We start from the raw sequence: 18,577 nt of genomic DNA, 5'->3' as shown, positions 1-18,577 counted from the left end.
GCCACAAAAAATGCCTGAAGCGGGGAGCTTCAGGCATTTTTAACTAACCAATTATTAACCTAAATTATGAATACGGAGATAATATCCAGTAACGTGCCAAAATAGGATAAAAGGATTTTTTTTCTGTAACAAAAATATGCTGTAGTCATATCGTTAATTCAGAAAGAAAACGTTTTCGTAGTTAATGCAATCGATTGTCTACTGTTCTGTCATTTGAAAGGGCTGGGTTATGGTTTATACTTGTGTCAACATTATACACCACAATCTTATGATAAGACGTTTTATAAAGACACAGGGAAGACGGTATCTATGCCAAAATTTAATCCTGATCAGTCCCGCCTTTTTCTTGGCTGTACCTAACCTTGTACAAGCGCATAATGCTTCTTTTTCCTCGGAGTTGATGCAGGCGGTTGTGAGGGGAACAGTGAGGGATACGGATGGGAAGCCGTTGGCCGGAGTTACCGTTGTGCAAAAGGGAAATACAGCATCGACATCGACCAATGAACAGGGCGCATTCGAGATCAAGGTATCTTCGATGGACGCAATTTTAGTGTTTAAATCGATAGGTTATCAAAATCAAGAGGTGAAGGCATCTGCCGCAACGAATGTAGAGATGGTATCGGATACAGAAAACCTTGAAGAAGTGGTCGTTGTGGGATATGGTGCCCAGAAGAAATCGGACCTTACGGGGAGTATTTCGACCATATCAACGAAATCGTTGGAAGGTATAGGTGCTCCTAACATCGTGGATAAATTACAAGGAAGAGTTGCGGGACTTAATATCAATACCGGCAACGCTGCTCCCGGAACAACAGCAACATTGTCTGTGCGTGGTGAAAATTCTATTTCAGCCTCAAACGACCCTTTGATTATTTTGGATGGAATTCCTTTTAGTGGCTCCTTGGGAGATATTGCTTCCAATTCGATCGAGAGTATCTCCGTATTGAAAGATGCTTCTTCTACAGCAATCTACGGTTCTCGTGCAGCCAATGGGGTGATCCTGATTACATCGAAGAAGGGAATGGCCGGGAAACCAAGGATTAATTATAACGGTTATGTAGGAATACAGAACGTCGAGAGACGTCTTAACCTGATGAATGGCGCTGAATATATTGAATATTTGAAGGATTACCAACGTGCAAAAGGTAAGACCGGAGATGATTTAAATCCTGAAAAATACTTGTTTGCCAATGTGTTGGAACAATGGCAAAAAGGAATAGAGGTAGATTGGCAAAACGAGATTTTCCAAAGAAATGCTCCAATCACCGAACATCAGCTTAGCTTTTCCGGTGCCGGAGAGAGATCGGATTATTATGCAGCTATTTCCTACTTGAATCAAGATGGAGTCGTTAAGAACTCACCATTCGAAAGGGTGAATCTTAATCTAAACCTCAACCAACAATTAACAGATTGGTTAAAATTGGGGCTTATGATGCAGGGAAGCCAAGGTAATCGTAGTGGTGTACAGCCTGGGATAGACAATGCGATCAAGATGAGCCCTTACGGCAAAAACTATGATGATAATGGAAAGATGGTGATGTATCCGATGTATGCGCAAACGTTATTTTACCATCCTTTTGCGAACCAGGAGGGTACTAAAGATTATTTAAAGCGTACAGTATATGCCAATACATTTCTGGATGTGAAACTACCTATCGAAGGTTTGAGTTTCAAAACATTGTTCGGAACCAATTATGAAAACCTGGAAGACAATTATTATTATGGATCAAATACATTCGATGGTCAAGGAATACGAGGTAAGGGAGAGATCAATAATAAAAATAGGTACGACTGGACCTGGGAGAATATTTTGACCTATGACCGTACATTTGGTGATCATAAAATCAATATTGTCGGGTTATATAGTGCCTCCGAGTCGCAGGAAAAATGGTCTAAACTGTATGGAGAGGACTTTGTTTCCGATGTAGGCTACAACAATCTAGGATCTGCAGCTAAGAACCAGAAAATTTCTTCAGGTATTACCAATACCGCATTGGTTTCCTATATGGGGCGTATCAACTATGGGTTGAAAGAACGTTATTTCTTGACGCTTACAGGACGTACAGATGGTTATTCCGCATTTAGCCGAAATGATCGTTACGCCTTCTTCCCGTCGGTAGCGTTTGCTTGGGCATTGTCCAAAGAAGATTTCTTTCAAAGCGAATCGATCAATAACCTGAAGTTACGCGTGTCCTATGGTAAAAACGGAAATCAGGCGGTGAGCCCTTACCAAACTTATAACAGGCTATCGAAAATCGAGTACATCTTTGGTGATGGAGCACCGGTATCCAATGGTTTGGTAATGAATTACAACGGTAGGGGCAGTTCGAGCCTGAAGTGGGAAACAACCAAAGCGTTGAATGCAGGTATAGATTTTGGACTGTGGAATGATAGAATCAGTGGAAATGTGGATTTCTATACCTCCCGTACAGAAGACCTGTTGATGAGCCGTCAGGTACCTGTTATGAATGGATATAATACCATAATGAGCAATATTGGTATCACCGAAAATATTGGTATTGAGACGGGATTGAATACCCGAAATATGGTGAAAGACAATTTCTCGTGGTCGAGTAGTGTCACTTTCGCCTGGAACAAAAATAAAATTGTCGAATTGCGTGGGGATGGAAAAGATGATTTGACGAACGCCTGGTTAATTGGACAACCTATTCGGGTGTTTTATGATTACAAAGTCATAGGCATATGGCAAGAAGGGGATGATATCAAAAATTCGCATCAACCTAATGCCAAGCCGGGAGACGCTAAGCTGGCTGACATAAATGGGGATAATAAGATCTCCGCTGCGGATCGTACCGTGATGGGTAAAAAGCTACCCGCATACACCCTTGGTATAGGTAATGATTTTACGTATAAGAACTTCTCTTTATCTATTTTTATGAACGGTGCATTTGACGTGACGAAAGAAGATAATTTTAGAAACATCGAACGCTTCTTACCTAATAATGGAGCCAATTATTTATCGGATATGGAGTACTGGACACCAGAGCACCCTAGCAACGTAGCACCTTCACCAGGCTATACGCCGGTAAACAACCACAGCTACTATATGAATGCATCATACTGGCGGATTAAAGATGTGTCCTTGGGATATACATTCTCAGGTGCAAAGTTGGAGCGGTTGAATATTAATTCTATCCGTGCATTTATTAACGGAAGAAATCTATACACATTTACTAAGGTACGAGGCTTTAATCCAGAAGCGATAGGTGTAAGTTCGGTAACAGGTAATCCGACAACAACGAACGTATTGTCTCCGTATCCTGTTGCTAGAACGTTCTCGTTGGGTGTTAATGTACAATTTTAATGATTTGGAAGATGAAGAAGCTTAATAAAATAACAATAATAGCGCTTGCCGCTCTGACAACTATAGGTTGTAGTGAGAATTTTCTGGATGAGGATACCAGCGGATTTCAAGCTCCTGACAATACTTACACCAATACAAATGGCTTTGAAACAGGGTTAACTGGTCTGTACGCCTTTGCGAGACTGGAGTTTCAGACCTGGAATAACCCTTTCTTCAGTCAGGGGGCTACCCCGCAAGAGGCACTTCAGGTAGGAACAGATATTGTGGCCATCAAAGGGACGGGTACCGATGCTACGTTAGCCCCTTTCTCGAATTATACGCTTAATCCGGCTTCATCGTATGTTCGCAATTATTGGAAGTTTGCCTATGGCCTTATCGGTAATGCCAATTTGATACTGGAAGCACTGAACAACACCGGTATTGATTGGAAAGATCCACAAAAGGACCCAATGTTGGTCAAAGGGACAGCATCGTATTTTAGGGCATACGCGTATAGGTATCTTATCAGCTTGTATGGCGATGTGCCATGGGTGGACAAAGTGACAAAGGATCCAAGGACTGACTTTACAAGGACTCCTAAAATGGAAGTTGTACAACACATGATTGAAGATCTGAAATCGGCGGCAGCGAACCTCCCGGAGAATCCAGCGAATGTTGCAGAAGGTAAATTGACTAAATGGGCAGCATTGCATTATCTGACCGAGGCCTATCTATGGGCGAATAAGCCCGACTCTGCTATTTGGGCGGCCAATCAAGTGATCAATTCGGGATTTTATAGACTCAATGATCAGCGGTTTGGGGTAGGAAAAGATAATGAAGGGGACTATTTTCACGACATGTTCATAGAGAACAATCAAAATAGAAAATCTGGAAATATGGAAACCATTTGGGCTATGCAATTGGAATATAATGCGCAAGGTGGGGGGGACTTATATACGGATTGGAGCAAACGGGCTTGGGTTCCTTTTTACGCGCAGCAGGCTGGTTTTCTGTTGGCAGATTCCTTAGGTGGTCGTGGATTGGGACATATAAGGCCTTATGATTGGTGGTTGAATAGCTATGAAACTAATGATGTACGTAACTCCAAATACAATATCAAGCGCGATTGGTATCATAATAACCCTAAAAGCTCTTTGTATGGAACTAAACTGAATATCACAAATGCTATTAAAGAATCGGGAAATGTGTTTGCTACCACAACGAAGTTTTTCTATGGAAAGACGACTGACAATCCTGCGTACGAAGGAAATATGAAAGACCGTGTTAAAATACGTCTTGGCGAAACTTACCTGTTATTAGCGGAAGCCTATCTGCAAAAAAATGATCCGGCAATGGCAGCCAAAGCGATCAATGAAGTAAGAGGCCGTGCGAAAGCAACTCCAGCTCAAGCATCGCAAGTCAATGTGGATTATTTACTGGATGAGCGGGCTAGAGAACTTTTAGGGGAGGAGATGCGACGAATGACACTCTCCCGGTTTGGCAAGGACGTCTTCTTAAGAAGGCTAAAAATACTGAATACGCAATCTAGTGCGATTATAGCGGGTAAAGAAGATATGGTGCCACTATGGCCTATACCTCAGGAGGTTATCGATGCAAATTCCGGTGCCGTTCTTCCTCAAAACCCAGGCTATAATTAAGAGGAGTCGAATTTACATCCATCGTTTTAAAAATTTCAATACCCATCCTTTCTTTGAATAGGGTGGGTATATTAGTTTTGAAATAGGAATCCGAGATTGGTACATCACTGAACGTTCGTGTGAGAATGCTTTAAAGCCAAAATATCCGTGGCTACCACCCATTCCACTGTGGTTAACTCCCCCAAAGGGAAGGTGTGGATTCGATACGTGGAGTATGACATCATTGACACAAGTACCCCCGGCAGAGGTAGATTTAATGATGTGTTGTGTAGATTTTGTGTTGCTGCTAAATATATACAATGCCAATGGTTTGGGTTTTGACTGAACAAAATCTAGCGCTTCGTCTAGATCGGTATAGGTGACTAGAGGTAATAAAGGCCCAAAAATTTCTTCTTCCATTATACGGCTTTCTATGTTTACTTTCCGCAATAATGTCGGTGGAATACTATCCTCCAAATCATTGTCTCCCTGCCAGACGACTTCTGCCCCCTTTCCGATGGCGTCTTCCAAAAGGAGCTGAAGTCGGCTCATATGTCTGGTATTAATAATCTTTGCATAAGTGTCTGGATCAATCATACCATTTTCCCTATATATTAATCGAGTGGCTGCAGCACTGAAGTAATGGATGAATTCTTTTTCTTGGCTGTGATGGAGAAGAACATAGTCCGGAGCAATACAAGTTTGTCCTGCATTGATCAGCTTACCCCAAGCGACCTTTTCCGCCGTTTTCTCCAGGTCAGCACTCGGGTCTATCAGCACAGGAGATTTGCCGCCTAATTCTAATGTGATGGTACTGAGATGTTCGGCAGCAGCCCGCATAACAATCTTGCCGACCGGAGTACTTCCCGTAAAAAAGATATGATCGAAAGGTAGTTTTAGCAGAGCTTCTGAAACCTCCTGCCCCCCCTGAATGCAGGCAACAACGGATTTGTCAAAAGCTTCGTCTAGAATTGTAGCGAGGACGGCAGCAGTGTGAGGACTATATTCCGAAGGTTTGATAATCACGCTGTTGCCTGCAGCGAGAGCAGAAACCAAAGGACTCATCGTTAGCTGAAAAGGATAGTTCCATGGAGCTATTATCAGACAGTTTCCTTTAGGTTCGTAGATAATTCTATTTTTGGTGAATAGACTAGAGACCGTTGATTTTGCCCGTTGTGGTCGAACCCAACGTGATAAATTCTTAAGGGCAAAATCGATTTCCGAATAGACGAAATAGATTTCGGTGACAGCCGCCTCAAACTTACTTTTGCGGAGGTCCGCAGACAGCGCTTTGAATATTTCCGGTTCATACCGATGGATTACATCCTTCAGTTTTTTCAAATGATGGATACGTTGCCGAACTTCCAATAGCGTGTTGGAAGTTCGGGACGTTTTCTGTTGATGAAATAGTAGATCTACGCGCTGCTGCATACTGTAATTATTTTAAGCAAATTTAGTGGTTAATATTAATATTGAATGCTTTATGATCTCTAATTCCAAGTTGATTTGACACTTTTCATCACTTTCCTGATTAATTGTTGGCTTTGTTTTAAAAATGCTGAAAATAAGGTAATAAAAGCTTGAAGTAGGTTAATATTCTTTAATAATACAATGTTTGTTTTATATATTTTTAAGCATTGCTGAGGAAAGCCCTAATTTTATAACATAAGTAGATACCATGACAATTTTTAATCAAATACTATGGGCGGGTTGCGGAGTGTTCTTCTCTTGGCACGCAGTTGCTCAACAAAAGAATGTCGCAAATATACTTCCAACAAAGAATACCTATGCTATTACTGCCGTTGATTCACAGGCCGATATTATTCAAAAGGCAGCGCACGTGGTGCCCACGGCTAGGCAATACGAGGCATTACAGGACGAATTCATCGCCTTTATACACATGGGACCCAACACCTTCACGAAAATGGAGTGGGGGAACGGTAAAGAAGATCCACGTATTTTTGATCTGAAGGAATTGGATACAGATCAATGGTGCCGTACCATGAAATCTGCCGGGATGAAAAAAGTGATTCTGACAGTCAAGCACCATGACGGATTCGTTTTATGGCAAAGTAGGTACACAGATCACGGTATCATGTCTACGGGGTTTAAAAATGGGAAAGGGGATATATTGAAAGACCTGTCTTTTTCTTGTCAAAAGTATGGATTGAAATTGGGTATATACCTTTCCCCGGCAGATCTGTTTCAGATTGAAAATGAAAAGGGATGCTACGGTAATCTAAGTAAATACACCAATCGGACTATTCCCAGACGGGTTGAAGGTAGACCATTTGAGAACAAAACCACCTTTCAGTTTGAGGTAGACGATTATAATGAATATTTCCTGAATCAGCTTTTTGAATTGCTTACAGAATATGGCCCCGTGCATGAGCTCTGGTTTGATGGCGCCCATCCGAAAACAAAAGGTGGGCAAAAGTATAATTATGCCGCCTGGAGGGAGTTAATTAACATGTTAGCACCCAATGCTGTTATTTTTGGAAAGGAGGATGTCCGTTGGTGTGGTAATGAATCCGGTGCTACACGTAAGACGGAATGGAACGTGATTCCTTATGATGCCGACCCGCACAGCTTGGAAGGATTTAAGGATCTCACCGATGAAGATTTAGGAAGCCGGGAGAAATTATATTCTGCCAAATATCTTCATTACCAGCAGGCAGAGACCAATACTTCTATACGTGAAGGTTGGTTTTACAGAGATGATGTGTATCAGAAAGTACGAAGTGCTGATGATGTTTTTGATATTTATGAACGGGCCGTTGGGGGTAACAGTACGTTTCTTTTAAATATTCCTCCAAATCGTGAGGGGAGATTTTCTGACGAAGATGTGCAGGTGCTGACAGAAGTGGGCAAGCGAATCAAAGAGGGATATTCTACTAATCTCCTTCAGAAAGCAACAGCGCCTAAACAACTCTTGGATGACAATCAAGCTACAGTATTTAGAGTAAAAGAGGATGCAATAGAATTTAAAACAGCACAGCCCATACGTACGAATCGCTTTGTATTGCAGGAGGCTGTACAGCAAAATGGGGAGCGTATCGAAAGACACGCGATTGATATCTGGAAAGACGGGGGCTGGAAACAGATTGCCGAGGGTACGAATGTGGGGTACAAAAGGATATTACGATTCCCTATGGTGGAGGCTAGTCGATTCCGATTGCGTGTGTTAGAAAGTAGAGCAATCCCTGTGTTGACAACTGTAGGAGCCTATTTGGTTCCGGTGGGACCTCCTCAGCTTGCTATTCACCCGGATTTGGACGGTAAAGTCGAAATTAGACCTCACCGACACGAATTCGGCTGGAAGCCGCATGGTGAAGATGTGCTGGCCAACTTGCAATCTGAATACCGTATTTATTATACAATAGACGGTTCTGAACCAACGAGTAAATCGCCGTTGTACACGGGACCTTTCTTACCTACCACTAATAATATAAAGGCTGTGGCCATAGATAGCGATGGGCAAAGAGGGGCTATTGTAGAGGAAATTTTAGGTATAGCCAAGAGGGATTGGAAAGTGCTGTCGAGTAGTGGAGCGCGTGAAAAGTTCGCTGTGGATAAAGCTATCGACGGAAATGAAAATTCATTCTGGCATTCGCCATCTAGGGGGGCAGATCAATTTGTAGAAATAGACTTAGGTCGTGCCTATGATGTCTCTGGATTTGCATATACACCCCAACGGAAGCATGGGGAGGGGATGATGGCCAAGGGGGTATTAAAAGTAAGTCTGGACGGTAAAAATTGGCAGGGCGCCGGGAGTTTTGAATTCGGTAATTTAATTAACGATCCTTCGAAAAGAAAGCATCTATTCGGAAATAAGGTGAATACACGTTATATTCGTATTATATCAACCGAAATCACAGGAGGAGGCAACTCATTGAGTATCGCCGAACTGGATTTTTATAACTAGTCACTAAACTTAATGTATATATCTTGAAGACTTTAGTAAAAATAGGAATAGTAAGTCTCGTACTGTGGTGCCAAAGTGTTACAATACAGGCGCAAACGTCTGCGAAAGGGAGGACATTCGTAGAGATGGCAGACCCAACGGCGGATACGCTTTCAGACTGGTCTACTGTAAAACCAGGACTTAACAGTTCTTTTGTTTCGCTGGACAGGCGCTATGCACGGTCTATAGCACCACAGGTTCCCTTGCAAAAGAAAATGTTGATAAAAGGATGGAAAGGTGAGCGTGTCTCTGCACAGCTTCTTTTATGGTCCAGCGAAGGCATCGGGAATGTCTCTTTAGATGTTGGTGATTTTCGTTCATCAAAGCGCTCTGAGATCAAAGGTAATGTGGCAGAAGCCCGTTTTGTACGCTACGTGATGACTGATGAGTTTGGACCTGGCTGTGGTTATCGTAAGCCAAAGGATTTTGCGGCGTCATTGTCACCGGATATGCTGGATGACCTGGATAGTTATGATATTAAGGGGAAGGAAGTACGGCCAGTGTGGGTGACTGTGGATATCCCCCGAGATAGCGAAGGAGGTATATACACCAGTACGGTCGTGGTTAAAGCAGGTGAAAAGAAGATCGAGACGTTGACATTGGAATTGGAAGTGATCAATGAGATACTGCCGCAAGTCAGTCAGTGGACATTCCATCTGGATCAATGGCAGCATCCATCAGCCGTGGCACGTGTAGAAGGGTTGACGATGTGGTCAGACGCGCATTTTGCGGCATTGAAGCCTGTGATGAAGCGCCTCGCAGATGCAGGACAAAAGGTGATCACAACGACGCTTAATAAAGATCCTTGGAATGTACAGACCTTAGATCCTTACGCGGACATGATTATCTGGAAGAAGAAAAAAGATGGCTCTTGGCAATATGATTATACCGTCTTTGATCGCTGGGTTACACTTATGATGGATCTCGGTGTGAAGAAAATGATCAATTGTTATTCTATTATTCCATGGAATAATAGGATTCATTACAAAGACGAAGCTACAGGCAAATTTGTGGATGTGGAAGCTAAACCCGGAACATCCGTTTTCGAAGAAATGTGGACACCATTTCTTACTGATTTTTCTGCGCATCTAAAAACAAAAGGATGGTTGTCGATTACTAATATTGCAATGGATGAGCGTGAACCCGATCAGATGGAAGCAGCTTTCGCCTTGCTGAAAAAGATCGCACCAGAATTGGGTGTATCGTATGCGGATAATCAAAAAACCTACAAAAAATTTCCGGATAGCAGAGACATCAGTATCGCTTCGGGACACCCTTTCTCTAAACAGGATCTAATCAATAGACGGGCAATGGGATTGAACAGTACATTTTATGTCTATTGTGGCAACTCTTTTCCTAATCAGTTTACGTTCTCTGATCCTGCGGAATCGACCTACCTTGCCTGGTATGCTTTAGCAGCAGGTTTTGATGGGGTGTTACACTGGGCCTATAATTCATGGGTAGAAACTCCATTGCAGGATTCGCGGTTTCGGACATGGCCCGCTGGAGATACCTATGTTGTATACCCGCAAAACAGAAGCTCTATACGTTTTGAACGGATGCTAGAAGGTATTCAGGATTATGAAAAAGTACTTGTATTACGTAAGAAATGGACCGATGCCAAGGATCAGGATAAGTTGAAAGCACTGGAAACTATCATCCAAAAATTGGATAATCCGAAACGTACCGAGACCTGGAATGAAGACCTTAATATGGCTAAAGCGTTATTGAATTAAAAAACAAATAGCTGAATGACAGTAGGTCAGATTACTTATACTATATTAGGAGGAGTTAGTATACTGTTAGGCTCGTGTTCTGTATCCAACAGACTGGCTGAGCACCCTCAGGTCTATATTCAAAAGGAGGGGCGTGAGGCGAAAGAGTGGAAGTTGATTTGGAAAGATGACTTTAGTGAAAGTACATTAGATACGAATAGGTGGAGTAGGATACCTGCTGGAACAGCCGATTGGAATAGGCACATGAGTACTGATGATAGGTGTTTTGAACTAAAAAACGGACAGTTGCATCTTCTGGGGATCAATAATCCCGATACTGTTCATGATAAGCGTCCTTTTATCACCGGAGGTATCTGGAGTAAAGGGAAATTTGCTTTTCAATATGGACGAATTGAGATTCGGGCCAAACTCGGAAGTGCTCAGGGAGCCTGGCCTGCTATGTGGATGTTGGCAGAGTTGGATAAGTATGGTAAGTACCCCAAAAACGGAGAGATCGATATTATGGAGCACCTAAACTTTGATAAAATCATTTATCAGACGACGCATTCCTATTATACATTGAATTTAGGCCAAAAGACAAAACCACCGCATTATGGAACGGCAGCTATTGATGCGGGAGTCTATAATGTGTATGGCATAAGTTGGTATCCGGATCGTATCGTATTTCAACTGAATGGCAAAGATACGTTTACCTATCCCCGAGTGCAGGGCGTAGATCCTTCTCAATGGCCCTATGATCAACCGTTTTTTATTCTAATTGATCAACAGCTTGGAGGTAGTTGGGTGGGCAAAGTCGACCAAAAGCAGCTTCCTGTAGTGATGGAAATCGACTGGGTCAAAGTGTATCAATAGAAGGGGAAATAAGATAATCATGATATAGGGGCGACAGGAAGTGTTTTAACTTTCTGTCGCTTTTTTGTGTTTGATTGCGACAAAAACTGAATCTAATAAGTTTGGAGGGTTAATATAGTTTTAAAAACTGTCAATATAGTGTTAGTTGCTTCTCTGTAAACTTCCTATTTTTACGTTAACCAGTGGATAAACAAAAGTTCCATAAGCTAAATCGTTTCCTATAGTTATTAATACCAACAAGGGGGCGTGGAACGTATGTATGCCAATTGTAAGAGAATGAAGGTGTTCAAAAAGTAAGCAATAGTGTGCATTGCAAACTTGAGGAAAGAAGGTGTACTAATCTACTTCATTATAGTGTAGGTTACCGTGTCTTACCTCCTTGCAAGGGCACGTTTAAGATTGGGTAAAATACTTTTTAGATCCCCTCACTACGTGAATATTTAAAACAATGAAGAAACGTGCTTTAGTAATTTCGATAATACTTATTGGAGTTTTGGGTATCGCATTTTTTTCCATTCGGAAAGAAAGCCCCGTTGATTTTAGTGCAGAAGTAAAACCAATAATCAACAAACATTGTATTTCCTGCCATGGAGGTGTGAAAGCCAGTGGTGGTTTAAGTCTATTGTTTGAAGAAGAAGCTTTTGCTAAGACAGAATCTGGTAAATCTTCAATTATCCGTGGAGACGCTGATCATAGTGAACTTTTCAAGCGGCTTATTACGGACGATCCTGAGTTAAGGATGCCCTACAATGCCGCGGCTCTAAGTGAAGATGAAATCGATGTAATGAGACGCTGGATTAATGAAGGCGCTAAATGGGGTGAGCATTGGGCTTATACCTTACCAGAAAAGGTGGATGTACCCAAGCCATTTTCGTTCGCAGGTCTGTTCGGATTTAATCCTTCCGGAATAAGTAATGATATCGATTTTTTTATTCAGGATAAGTTCTCCGAAAAGGGGCTTGCATTTGCACCAGAGGCTGATAAGCCAACCCTGTTGCGGCGTTTATATTTAGATATTGTAGGCGTCCCCCCGACGCTCGTAGAGGTAGAGTCCTTCGTTGCAGACAAGCATGAGGATGCCTATGAAAGACGTGTGGATAGCTTACTCAATCGGGACGGGTATGGAGAGAAATGGGCTTCGTGGTGGTTAGATATGGCTCGATACGCCGACACAAAGGGATATGAAAAGGATGGAGCTCGACAGATATGGGCTTATCGGGACTGGGTGATCCGATCTTTGAACAAAGACATGCCTTTCGATCAATTTACCATCGAACAACTTGCTGGGGATTTATTGCCGGAGCCTTCAAAGGATCAATTGATCGCGACGGCGTTTCATCGGAATACGATGAATAACGATGAGGGCGGTACCGATAGTGAAGAGTTTAGAATGGCGTCTGTATTGGATCGGGTGAATACGACCTATCAGGTTTGGTTAAGTACGACTTTTGAATGTGTACAATGTCATAGTCATACCTATGATCCTTTTAAATTTGAAGAGTATTATAAGTCATTGGCCTTCTTTAATAATACGAGGGATGAGGATACGCAAGGTGACCATCCGAAATTACGCTTTTACCGAGCGGAGGATGAGCGACGAATCGATAGTATCAAGTCTTGGTTGGGGCAATATGGTGATAAGCAAATGCAACGGTCTGCGGATGTCTTTTTACATGCTTTGGAGCCTAAAATACATGCACACTACAGTGATCAACTGGTTAATGCTGCGCTTTACGATACAAAATGGTTAGGTGTTAGAGATGGAGGTCATGCGCGGCTAAAACAAATTGCTTTGGATGGTAAGGAACAGCTGTACCTTAACTACTGGACAGGACTAGAGGGGGGCTCTATGGAGATTCGAAAAGGTACCCTTCAGGGCCCTGTATTATTGCATACCAAGCTGGGCAGTACCAAGGGACGTCAGGTGATAGCCTTAGATTTTAAAGCAGAGAAAGGTGTTCATGATCTGTATCTTATTTTTAAAAATCCAACTGCCGCCAAAGATCAGCCCGTGTGTATGATCGAGTGGTTTGCTTTTAGAGAACCCCTACCAAAAGCGAATGAGGTCGAGGCTAGCAGGATGCAAGACGTGTTTCTGTCGCTTATTAATACACACCCAGAGTCTGTACCCATCATGATTGAAAATCCCTTGGATATGAAACGCAAGACCCATGTTTTCGAAAGGGGGAATCGGTTGACCTTGGGCGAGGAGGTGCAACCTACTGTGCCGGCAGTACTAAATGATTTTCCAAAAAATGAACCGAAAAACCGTCTTGGATTTGCTAAATGGATTGCGAGCAAAGAGAATCCTTTAACGGCTCGAACTTTGGTGAATCGTGTATGGGCACAACTGTTTGGCCGCGGGCTGGTTGAGCCATTAGGCGATATGGGTACGCAGAGTAATCCACCTATACATGGAGCTTTATTAGATTATCTCGCATTGGATGTGATGCACGAGAAGAATTGGAGTATGAAGAGCCTGATTAAGGAGATTGTAATGTCATCCACCTATAAGCAGTCTTCCGATCTGAATACCGATGACAGCAAGAAAGATCCGGATAACCATTACCTGGCTAGAGGGCCGAGATTCAGGCTTACTGCCGAACAGATCCGCGATCAAACACTGTCCGTTGCAGGACTGTTAAGCAAAAAAATGTATGGCCCCCCGGTTATGCCTTATCAGCCAGATGGTGTTTGGATGACGGTGTACAGTGGCGAATCTTGGAATAAAAGTCAGGGAGAAGACCAATATAGACGTGGGGTGTACACCTTTCTAAAGCGCACCAGTCCTTACCCATCTTTTATATCTTTTGATGCCTCAAGTCGAGAGGTGTGTCTAGTGGATCGAATACGGACCAATACACCGCTACAGGCACTGACCACCTTGAATGACCCTGTGTATCTAGAAGCTGCAAAACACCTCTCGGAGTTTATGGAAAAGGAAAGCAAAGGGGATCTGCAACGGGCTTTAGAGATGGGGTATAGAAGGGTGATGCTCCGGAGTCCTGTTAAAGAAAAACTAAGTGCATTAGAAAAATTATATGGAAGTGCAAAACTCGATTTTAGTAAAAAGCCAAAGGATGCGGAACGATTCTTAGGGGTACAGTCGGGTAAGTTGACTAACGAGCAGGTGATTTCGCAAGCAGCGTATATGGTTGTCGCGAATGCACTATTGAATTTGGATGAATTTTTAACGAAATCATAAGGCGGAAAGGGATGAAAGACTTTAATAAATTGTTTAAGGAATTAGAGCAACAGCAATTACAGGCTGTGACACGTAGACACTTTTTAAAAGACTGCGTTGCCGGAATCGGTAGTATTGCTTTAGGTAGTTTTCTCGCGAGTTGTGCAGGTAATCCAGGAGGTGCCGGATCAGGTATAGACCTGAATGCATTGAATCCACTAATCCCCAGAGCACCGCAGTTTCCGGGCAAAGCCAAGAGCGTGATTTATCTCCACATGGCAGGAGCTCCTTCGCAATTGGAACTTTTTGACTATAAACCAGCATTACACAAATTACACAATCAACCCTGTCCAGAATCACTTTTAGCTGGAAAGACTTTCGCTTTCATCCGGGGCGTTCCAAAAATGTTAGGGCCTCAGGCTACCTTTGCCCAGTATGGACAGAGTGGCGCTTGGATTTCAGACCACTTACCTCATTTTACAAAAGTAGCCGACGAAGTTAGTTTTTTAAAAGCAGTACACACCGATCAGTTTAACCATGGTCCCGCTCAATTATTTATGCATACCGGTAGTCCTCGTTTGGGTAGACCGAGTATAGGTTCCTGGGTCACTTATGGTCTAGGTTCTGAAAACAGTAATTTACCGGGTTTCGTGGTATTGACCTCAGGAGGTAAGACGCCCGACGCAGGCAAGAGCGTGTGGGGATCCGGGTTTCTGCCTTCGGTATATCAGGGTGTACAATGTCGTTCTAAAGGAGATCCTGTATTATATCTTGCCGATCCAGACGGAATGGGAAGGGACTTGAAGAAGCAAACGATAAGTGCGATCAATGAAATTAATAAAGCTGAGTACGATACCTATAAGGATCCAGAGACACTCTCTCGGATAGCACAATATGAGATGGCTTATAAAATGCAGGTTGCCGTCCCTGAAGTTATGGATATCAGTAAAGAGCCGGAATATATTCACGAATTATACGGTACAGAACCAGGTAAGGAATCTTTTGCAAATAACTGCCTATTAGCGCGTAAATTGGTAGAGCAGGGTGTGCGCTTCGTGCAACTTTTTGATTGGGGATGGGATAGTCACGGTACAGATTCTTCTACGTCTATTGATCTCGGGTTCAGAAATAAATGCAGGGAGATAGATCGGCCTATGACAGCTCTTTTGTTGGATCTAAAGCAGAGAGGTCTTTTGGACGAAACATTAGTGGTTTGGGGAGGAGAGTTTGGACGTACACCGATGCAAGAAAATCGGGATAATAGCGATATGCCATTTCTAGGAAGGGACCATCATACGGATGCCTATACCATTTGGATGGCCGGTGGAGGGGTAAAGAAAGGAGTGACCTATGGTGAAACGGATGAAATAGGGTTTGCCGGAGTTTCGGGAAGGGCATCTGTACATGATGTGCATGCTACTATGCTACATCTATTAGGGTTTGATCACGAGAAGTTTACTTACGAGTTTCAAGGTAGACCTTTTCGACTTACTGATGTACACGGAGAGTTAATTAGTGCAGTCGTGTAGCGTGTGGTTTATTTAACGTTAAGGAATTTAATACATATATGAAGAGGATACGATATTCTATATTATGGTTGTTATTGTTGGTCAATACAATGGCGGGTAGTGCACAGTCGAATGGGGGATTAAAAATTAAAATCTATTGCACAAACTGGGGAATGACAGATAGCTGGGATGTGTTTTGTGCCAAGGTAAAGGATGCCGGATTTGATGGAGTAGAGACCTGGCTGCCCGGAACAGATACCGAACGTAGTGACATGTTGGAGGCCTTAAAACGATATGAATTGTCACTTGGCTTGCTATGCGGTGGGGGTGGACGATCATTTCAGGAATATCACGATAGTTTTGTGAAGAATATTGAAACGGCTATTCGTGTCAAACCAGATTATATCAATTGTCATACCGGCAAAGATTATTATACGTTTCAACAGAATAGTACATTGATCGATGCTGCAAGTAAGCTCAGTAAGTTGAATAATCTGCCTATCTACCATGAGACACATCGTGGCCGCTTTAGTTTTGCAGCCCATGTTACCAAGCGGTTTTTGGAAGAGCTTCCCGCACTTAGCCTTGCTTTGGATATCTCGCATTGGTGTAATGTTCACGAGTCCCTATTGAGTGACCAGAAAGAGACGGTAGAATTAGCACTTCAACGTACCGGGCATATACACGCACGTGTTGGACATCCTCAGGGCCCTCAAGTCAACGATTTTACGGCTCCAGAGTGGAAAAGCACGTTGGAACAGCACTTAGCTTGGTGGGATAGAATAGTGCAGTTGCACAAAGAAAAGGGGCGCGGGACCCTAACTATTACGACCGAGTTTGGCCCTGCCGGTTATCTGCCCACGTTGCCCTATACCCAGCAACCTGTGAGCAGTCAATGGCAACAAAACGTATCCATGTTGAAACTTTTACGAGCGCGATACAAATAATGGGACAGTTTTTTGAAGAGTTAGGCGAATTTATCGGCCGAGCCCATCCATTGTTGGTGCATCTTCCCATAGGTATGTTGGTTGTAGCTTTTTTTATGGCTGTTCTCGCCAAAAGAGAGAAATATAAAGAGATACATGTTGCTATTCCAGTAGTGTTATTTTTCGGGAGTATGACTGCTATTTTAGCCAGTATTGCGGGATACCTACTGTCCTTGCGAGGTGGATACGAACAACAAACTTTAGATTTTCATCAATGGTTGGGGATAGCAGTTGCGGTTATTTCGGTATCCGTATATTGGATGTACCGAAAGAAACGGAATTATCGGTTTTTGGTATTCAGTGTACTGTTTCTACTAATAGGGGTGACTGGTCATTTCGGAGGGACGCTGACACACGGCGAAGGGTATTTTAAAGAGGCAATCCCTACAGTGATAAAGGATATGTTGGGCCTAAAAAGTGAGGAATTCCAAATGGCTAAAATTGAGAATGTTCAGGAGGCGGCTTTATATCAGGAGATAATAGCACCGATTTTGATGCAGCGCTGTGCCTCTTGTCATGGAGAGAGAAAGAAAGAAGGTGGCCTGGCAATACACAGTCAGGAATTTCTTTTAAAGGGGGGAGACGGTGGCGTCGTACTAAAACCAGGAAAGATGCCCGAAAGCGAGTTGTATGCTAGATTGGTGCTACCAATAGGTCATGAGAAGCGTATGCCTCCTAAAGGTAGGACTCCGATTACCGCCGAACAGATCAAGTTGATCGGTTGGTGGATTACCGAAGGAGCCAGTTTTACAAAGAAGGTGAATCAAACAAATCAATCTCCTGAAATAAAAACACTATTAGCACAACTGGAACAGGGTGGAAATGAGACCGAACAGTTGGAATACGCCGATCTTCCTGAAGGAAATGATCTGCCCGAAGAATTTGTCCGAAATCTTCAAGCAAAAGGGATCAAAGTATTGCCCGTTGCGGTTAATAGTCCTTACGTTGCCATAAATGCGATCAATTATCCAGAATTTTCAGATAAGGATTTAGAGGAACTTTTGCTGATAAAAGATAATATTGTACAGCTCAAACTGGCGCGAACAGCCGTAACCGATGCGGCTATGGCGAATGTTGTAAAAATGCCTTATCTGCGGAAGCTTCATTTGGAACATACAAAATTGTCTGATGAAGGACTTGCTTTGCTTAAAGCAAGCAAATCGCTGCGCTATATTAATTTGTTTGGGACAGTTATTTCCGATAAAGGGCTTAGCCATCTCGGACAGTTACAAGGTTTAAAGCAAATTTATGCTTATCAGACTAAGGTGACGGCTAAGGGAGTTGAAGATTTAAAAGCTGTGGAATTGTATGTGGATTCGGGAAAGTATCAACTTCCTTTTTTAAACTCAGACACGATGAAATACTAGTGTTCTGTATTTTTACGGTACAGGAGACTCATATTTTTT

General features: G+C 42.8%; 10 protein-coding genes. 9 read left to right on the top strand and 1 reads right to left on the bottom strand.

Annotated elements, in window-relative coordinates; genetic code table 11:
* Window positions 1-268: 268 nt before the first annotated feature.
* The gene (locus G7B20_RS03555) at window positions 269-3,325 is read left to right on the top strand and encodes a SusC/RagA family TonB-linked outer membrane protein (protein ID WP_164108658.1); all 3,057 of its coding nucleotides are present in this window, start codon (window positions 269-271) and stop codon (window positions 3,323-3,325) included.
* An 11-nt stretch (window positions 3,326-3,336) separates the two neighbouring features.
* Window positions 3,337-4,962 carry a RagB/SusD family nutrient uptake outer membrane protein gene (locus G7B20_RS03550; RefSeq protein ID WP_164108657.1) on the top strand — a complete coding sequence of 542 codons (1,626 nt, stop codon included), beginning with the start codon at window positions 3,337-3,339 and terminating at the stop codon, window positions 4,960-4,962.
* 12 nt (window positions 4,963-4,974) lie between these two features.
* Here G7B20_RS03550 and G7B20_RS03545 read toward each other — a convergent pair whose 3' ends face one another.
* Window positions 4,975-6,372 carry an aldehyde dehydrogenase family protein gene (locus G7B20_RS03545; protein WP_164108656.1) on the bottom strand — a complete coding sequence of 466 codons (1,398 nt, stop codon included), beginning with the start codon at window positions 6,370-6,372 and terminating at the stop codon, window positions 4,975-4,977.
* Between the two features lie 247 nt (window positions 6,373-6,619).
* Here G7B20_RS03545 and G7B20_RS03540 point away from each other — a divergent pair, with 247 nt between their 5' ends.
* From G7B20_RS03540 to G7B20_RS03510, 7 genes are all read left to right on the top strand, one after another.
* Window positions 6,620-8,866 (top strand): alpha-L-fucosidase, encoded by a 2,247-nt coding sequence (locus tag G7B20_RS03540; protein ID WP_164108655.1) that lies wholly within the window; start codon window positions 6,620-6,622, stop codon window positions 8,864-8,866.
* 23 nt (window positions 8,867-8,889) lie between these two features.
* Window positions 8,890-10,641 (top strand): DUF4091 domain-containing protein, encoded by a 1,752-nt coding sequence (locus G7B20_RS03535; protein WP_240465976.1) that lies wholly within the window; start codon window positions 8,890-8,892, stop codon window positions 10,639-10,641.
* 15 nt (window positions 10,642-10,656) lie between these two features.
* Window positions 10,657-11,493 (top strand): glycoside hydrolase family 16 protein, encoded by an 837-nt coding sequence (locus G7B20_RS03530; RefSeq protein WP_164108654.1) that lies wholly within the window; start codon window positions 10,657-10,659, stop codon window positions 11,491-11,493.
* A gap of 448 nt (window positions 11,494-11,941) precedes the next feature.
* Window positions 11,942-14,698 carry a DUF1553 domain-containing protein gene (locus G7B20_RS03525; RefSeq protein WP_164108653.1) on the top strand — a complete coding sequence of 919 codons (2,757 nt, stop codon included), beginning with the start codon at window positions 11,942-11,944 and terminating at the stop codon, window positions 14,696-14,698.
* Window positions 14,699-14,709: 11 nt separating this feature from the next.
* Window positions 14,710-16,206: a DUF1501 domain-containing protein gene (locus tag G7B20_RS03520; RefSeq protein ID WP_164108652.1), complete on the top strand. Its 1,497-nt coding sequence runs from the start codon at window positions 14,710-14,712 to the stop codon at window positions 16,204-16,206.
* A gap of 38 nt (window positions 16,207-16,244) precedes the next feature.
* Window positions 16,245-17,132, top strand: a complete 888-nt coding sequence (locus G7B20_RS03515) for a sugar phosphate isomerase/epimerase family protein (RefSeq protein WP_164108651.1) — start codon at window positions 16,245-16,247, stop codon at window positions 17,130-17,132.
* On the top strand, window positions 17,081-18,538 hold the full coding sequence (locus tag G7B20_RS03510) for a c-type cytochrome domain-containing protein (RefSeq protein WP_240465975.1): 1,458 nt from the start codon (window positions 17,081-17,083) through the stop codon (window positions 18,536-18,538). The genes G7B20_RS03515 and G7B20_RS03510 overlap by 52 nt, the downstream gene beginning before the upstream one ends.
* Window positions 18,539-18,577: the final 39 nt, after the last annotated feature.

Origin of the sequence: Sphingobacterium sp. xlx-96 (assembly GCF_011007365.1) — a bacterium.
GTDB classification, from domain to species: Bacteria; Bacteroidota; Bacteroidia; order Sphingobacteriales; family Sphingobacteriaceae; genus Sphingobacterium; species Sphingobacterium luzhongxinii.
This window is presented reverse-complemented; position numbering and strand designations above follow the sequence as displayed.

Bases quoted from the DNA above. Each gene is read 5' to 3' on its own strand.
- G7B20_RS03545 (WP_164108656.1), bottom strand. From the start codon at position 6,372: ATGCAGCAGCGCGTAGATCTACTATTTCATCAACAGAAAACGTCCCGA.
- G7B20_RS03550 (WP_164108657.1), top strand. From the start codon at position 3,337: ATGAAGAAGCTTAATAAAATAACAATAATAGCGCTTGCCGCTCTGACA.
- G7B20_RS03530 (WP_164108654.1), top strand. From the start codon at position 10,657: ATGACAGTAGGTCAGATTACTTATACTATATTAGGAGGAGTTAGTATA.
- G7B20_RS03515 (WP_164108651.1), top strand. From the start codon at position 16,245: ATGAAGAGGATACGATATTCTATATTATGGTTGTTATTGTTGGTCAAT.
- G7B20_RS03510 (WP_240465975.1), top strand. From the start codon at position 17,081: ATGGCAACAAAACGTATCCATGTTGAAACTTTTACGAGCGCGATACAA.
- G7B20_RS03520 (WP_164108652.1), top strand. From the start codon at position 14,710: ATGAAAGACTTTAATAAATTGTTTAAGGAATTAGAGCAACAGCAATTA.
- G7B20_RS03555 (WP_164108658.1), top strand. From the start codon at position 269: ATGATAAGACGTTTTATAAAGACACAGGGAAGACGGTATCTATGCCAA.
- G7B20_RS03540 (WP_164108655.1), top strand. From the start codon at position 6,620: ATGACAATTTTTAATCAAATACTATGGGCGGGTTGCGGAGTGTTCTTC.
- G7B20_RS03525 (WP_164108653.1), top strand. From the start codon at position 11,942: ATGAAGAAACGTGCTTTAGTAATTTCGATAATACTTATTGGAGTTTTG.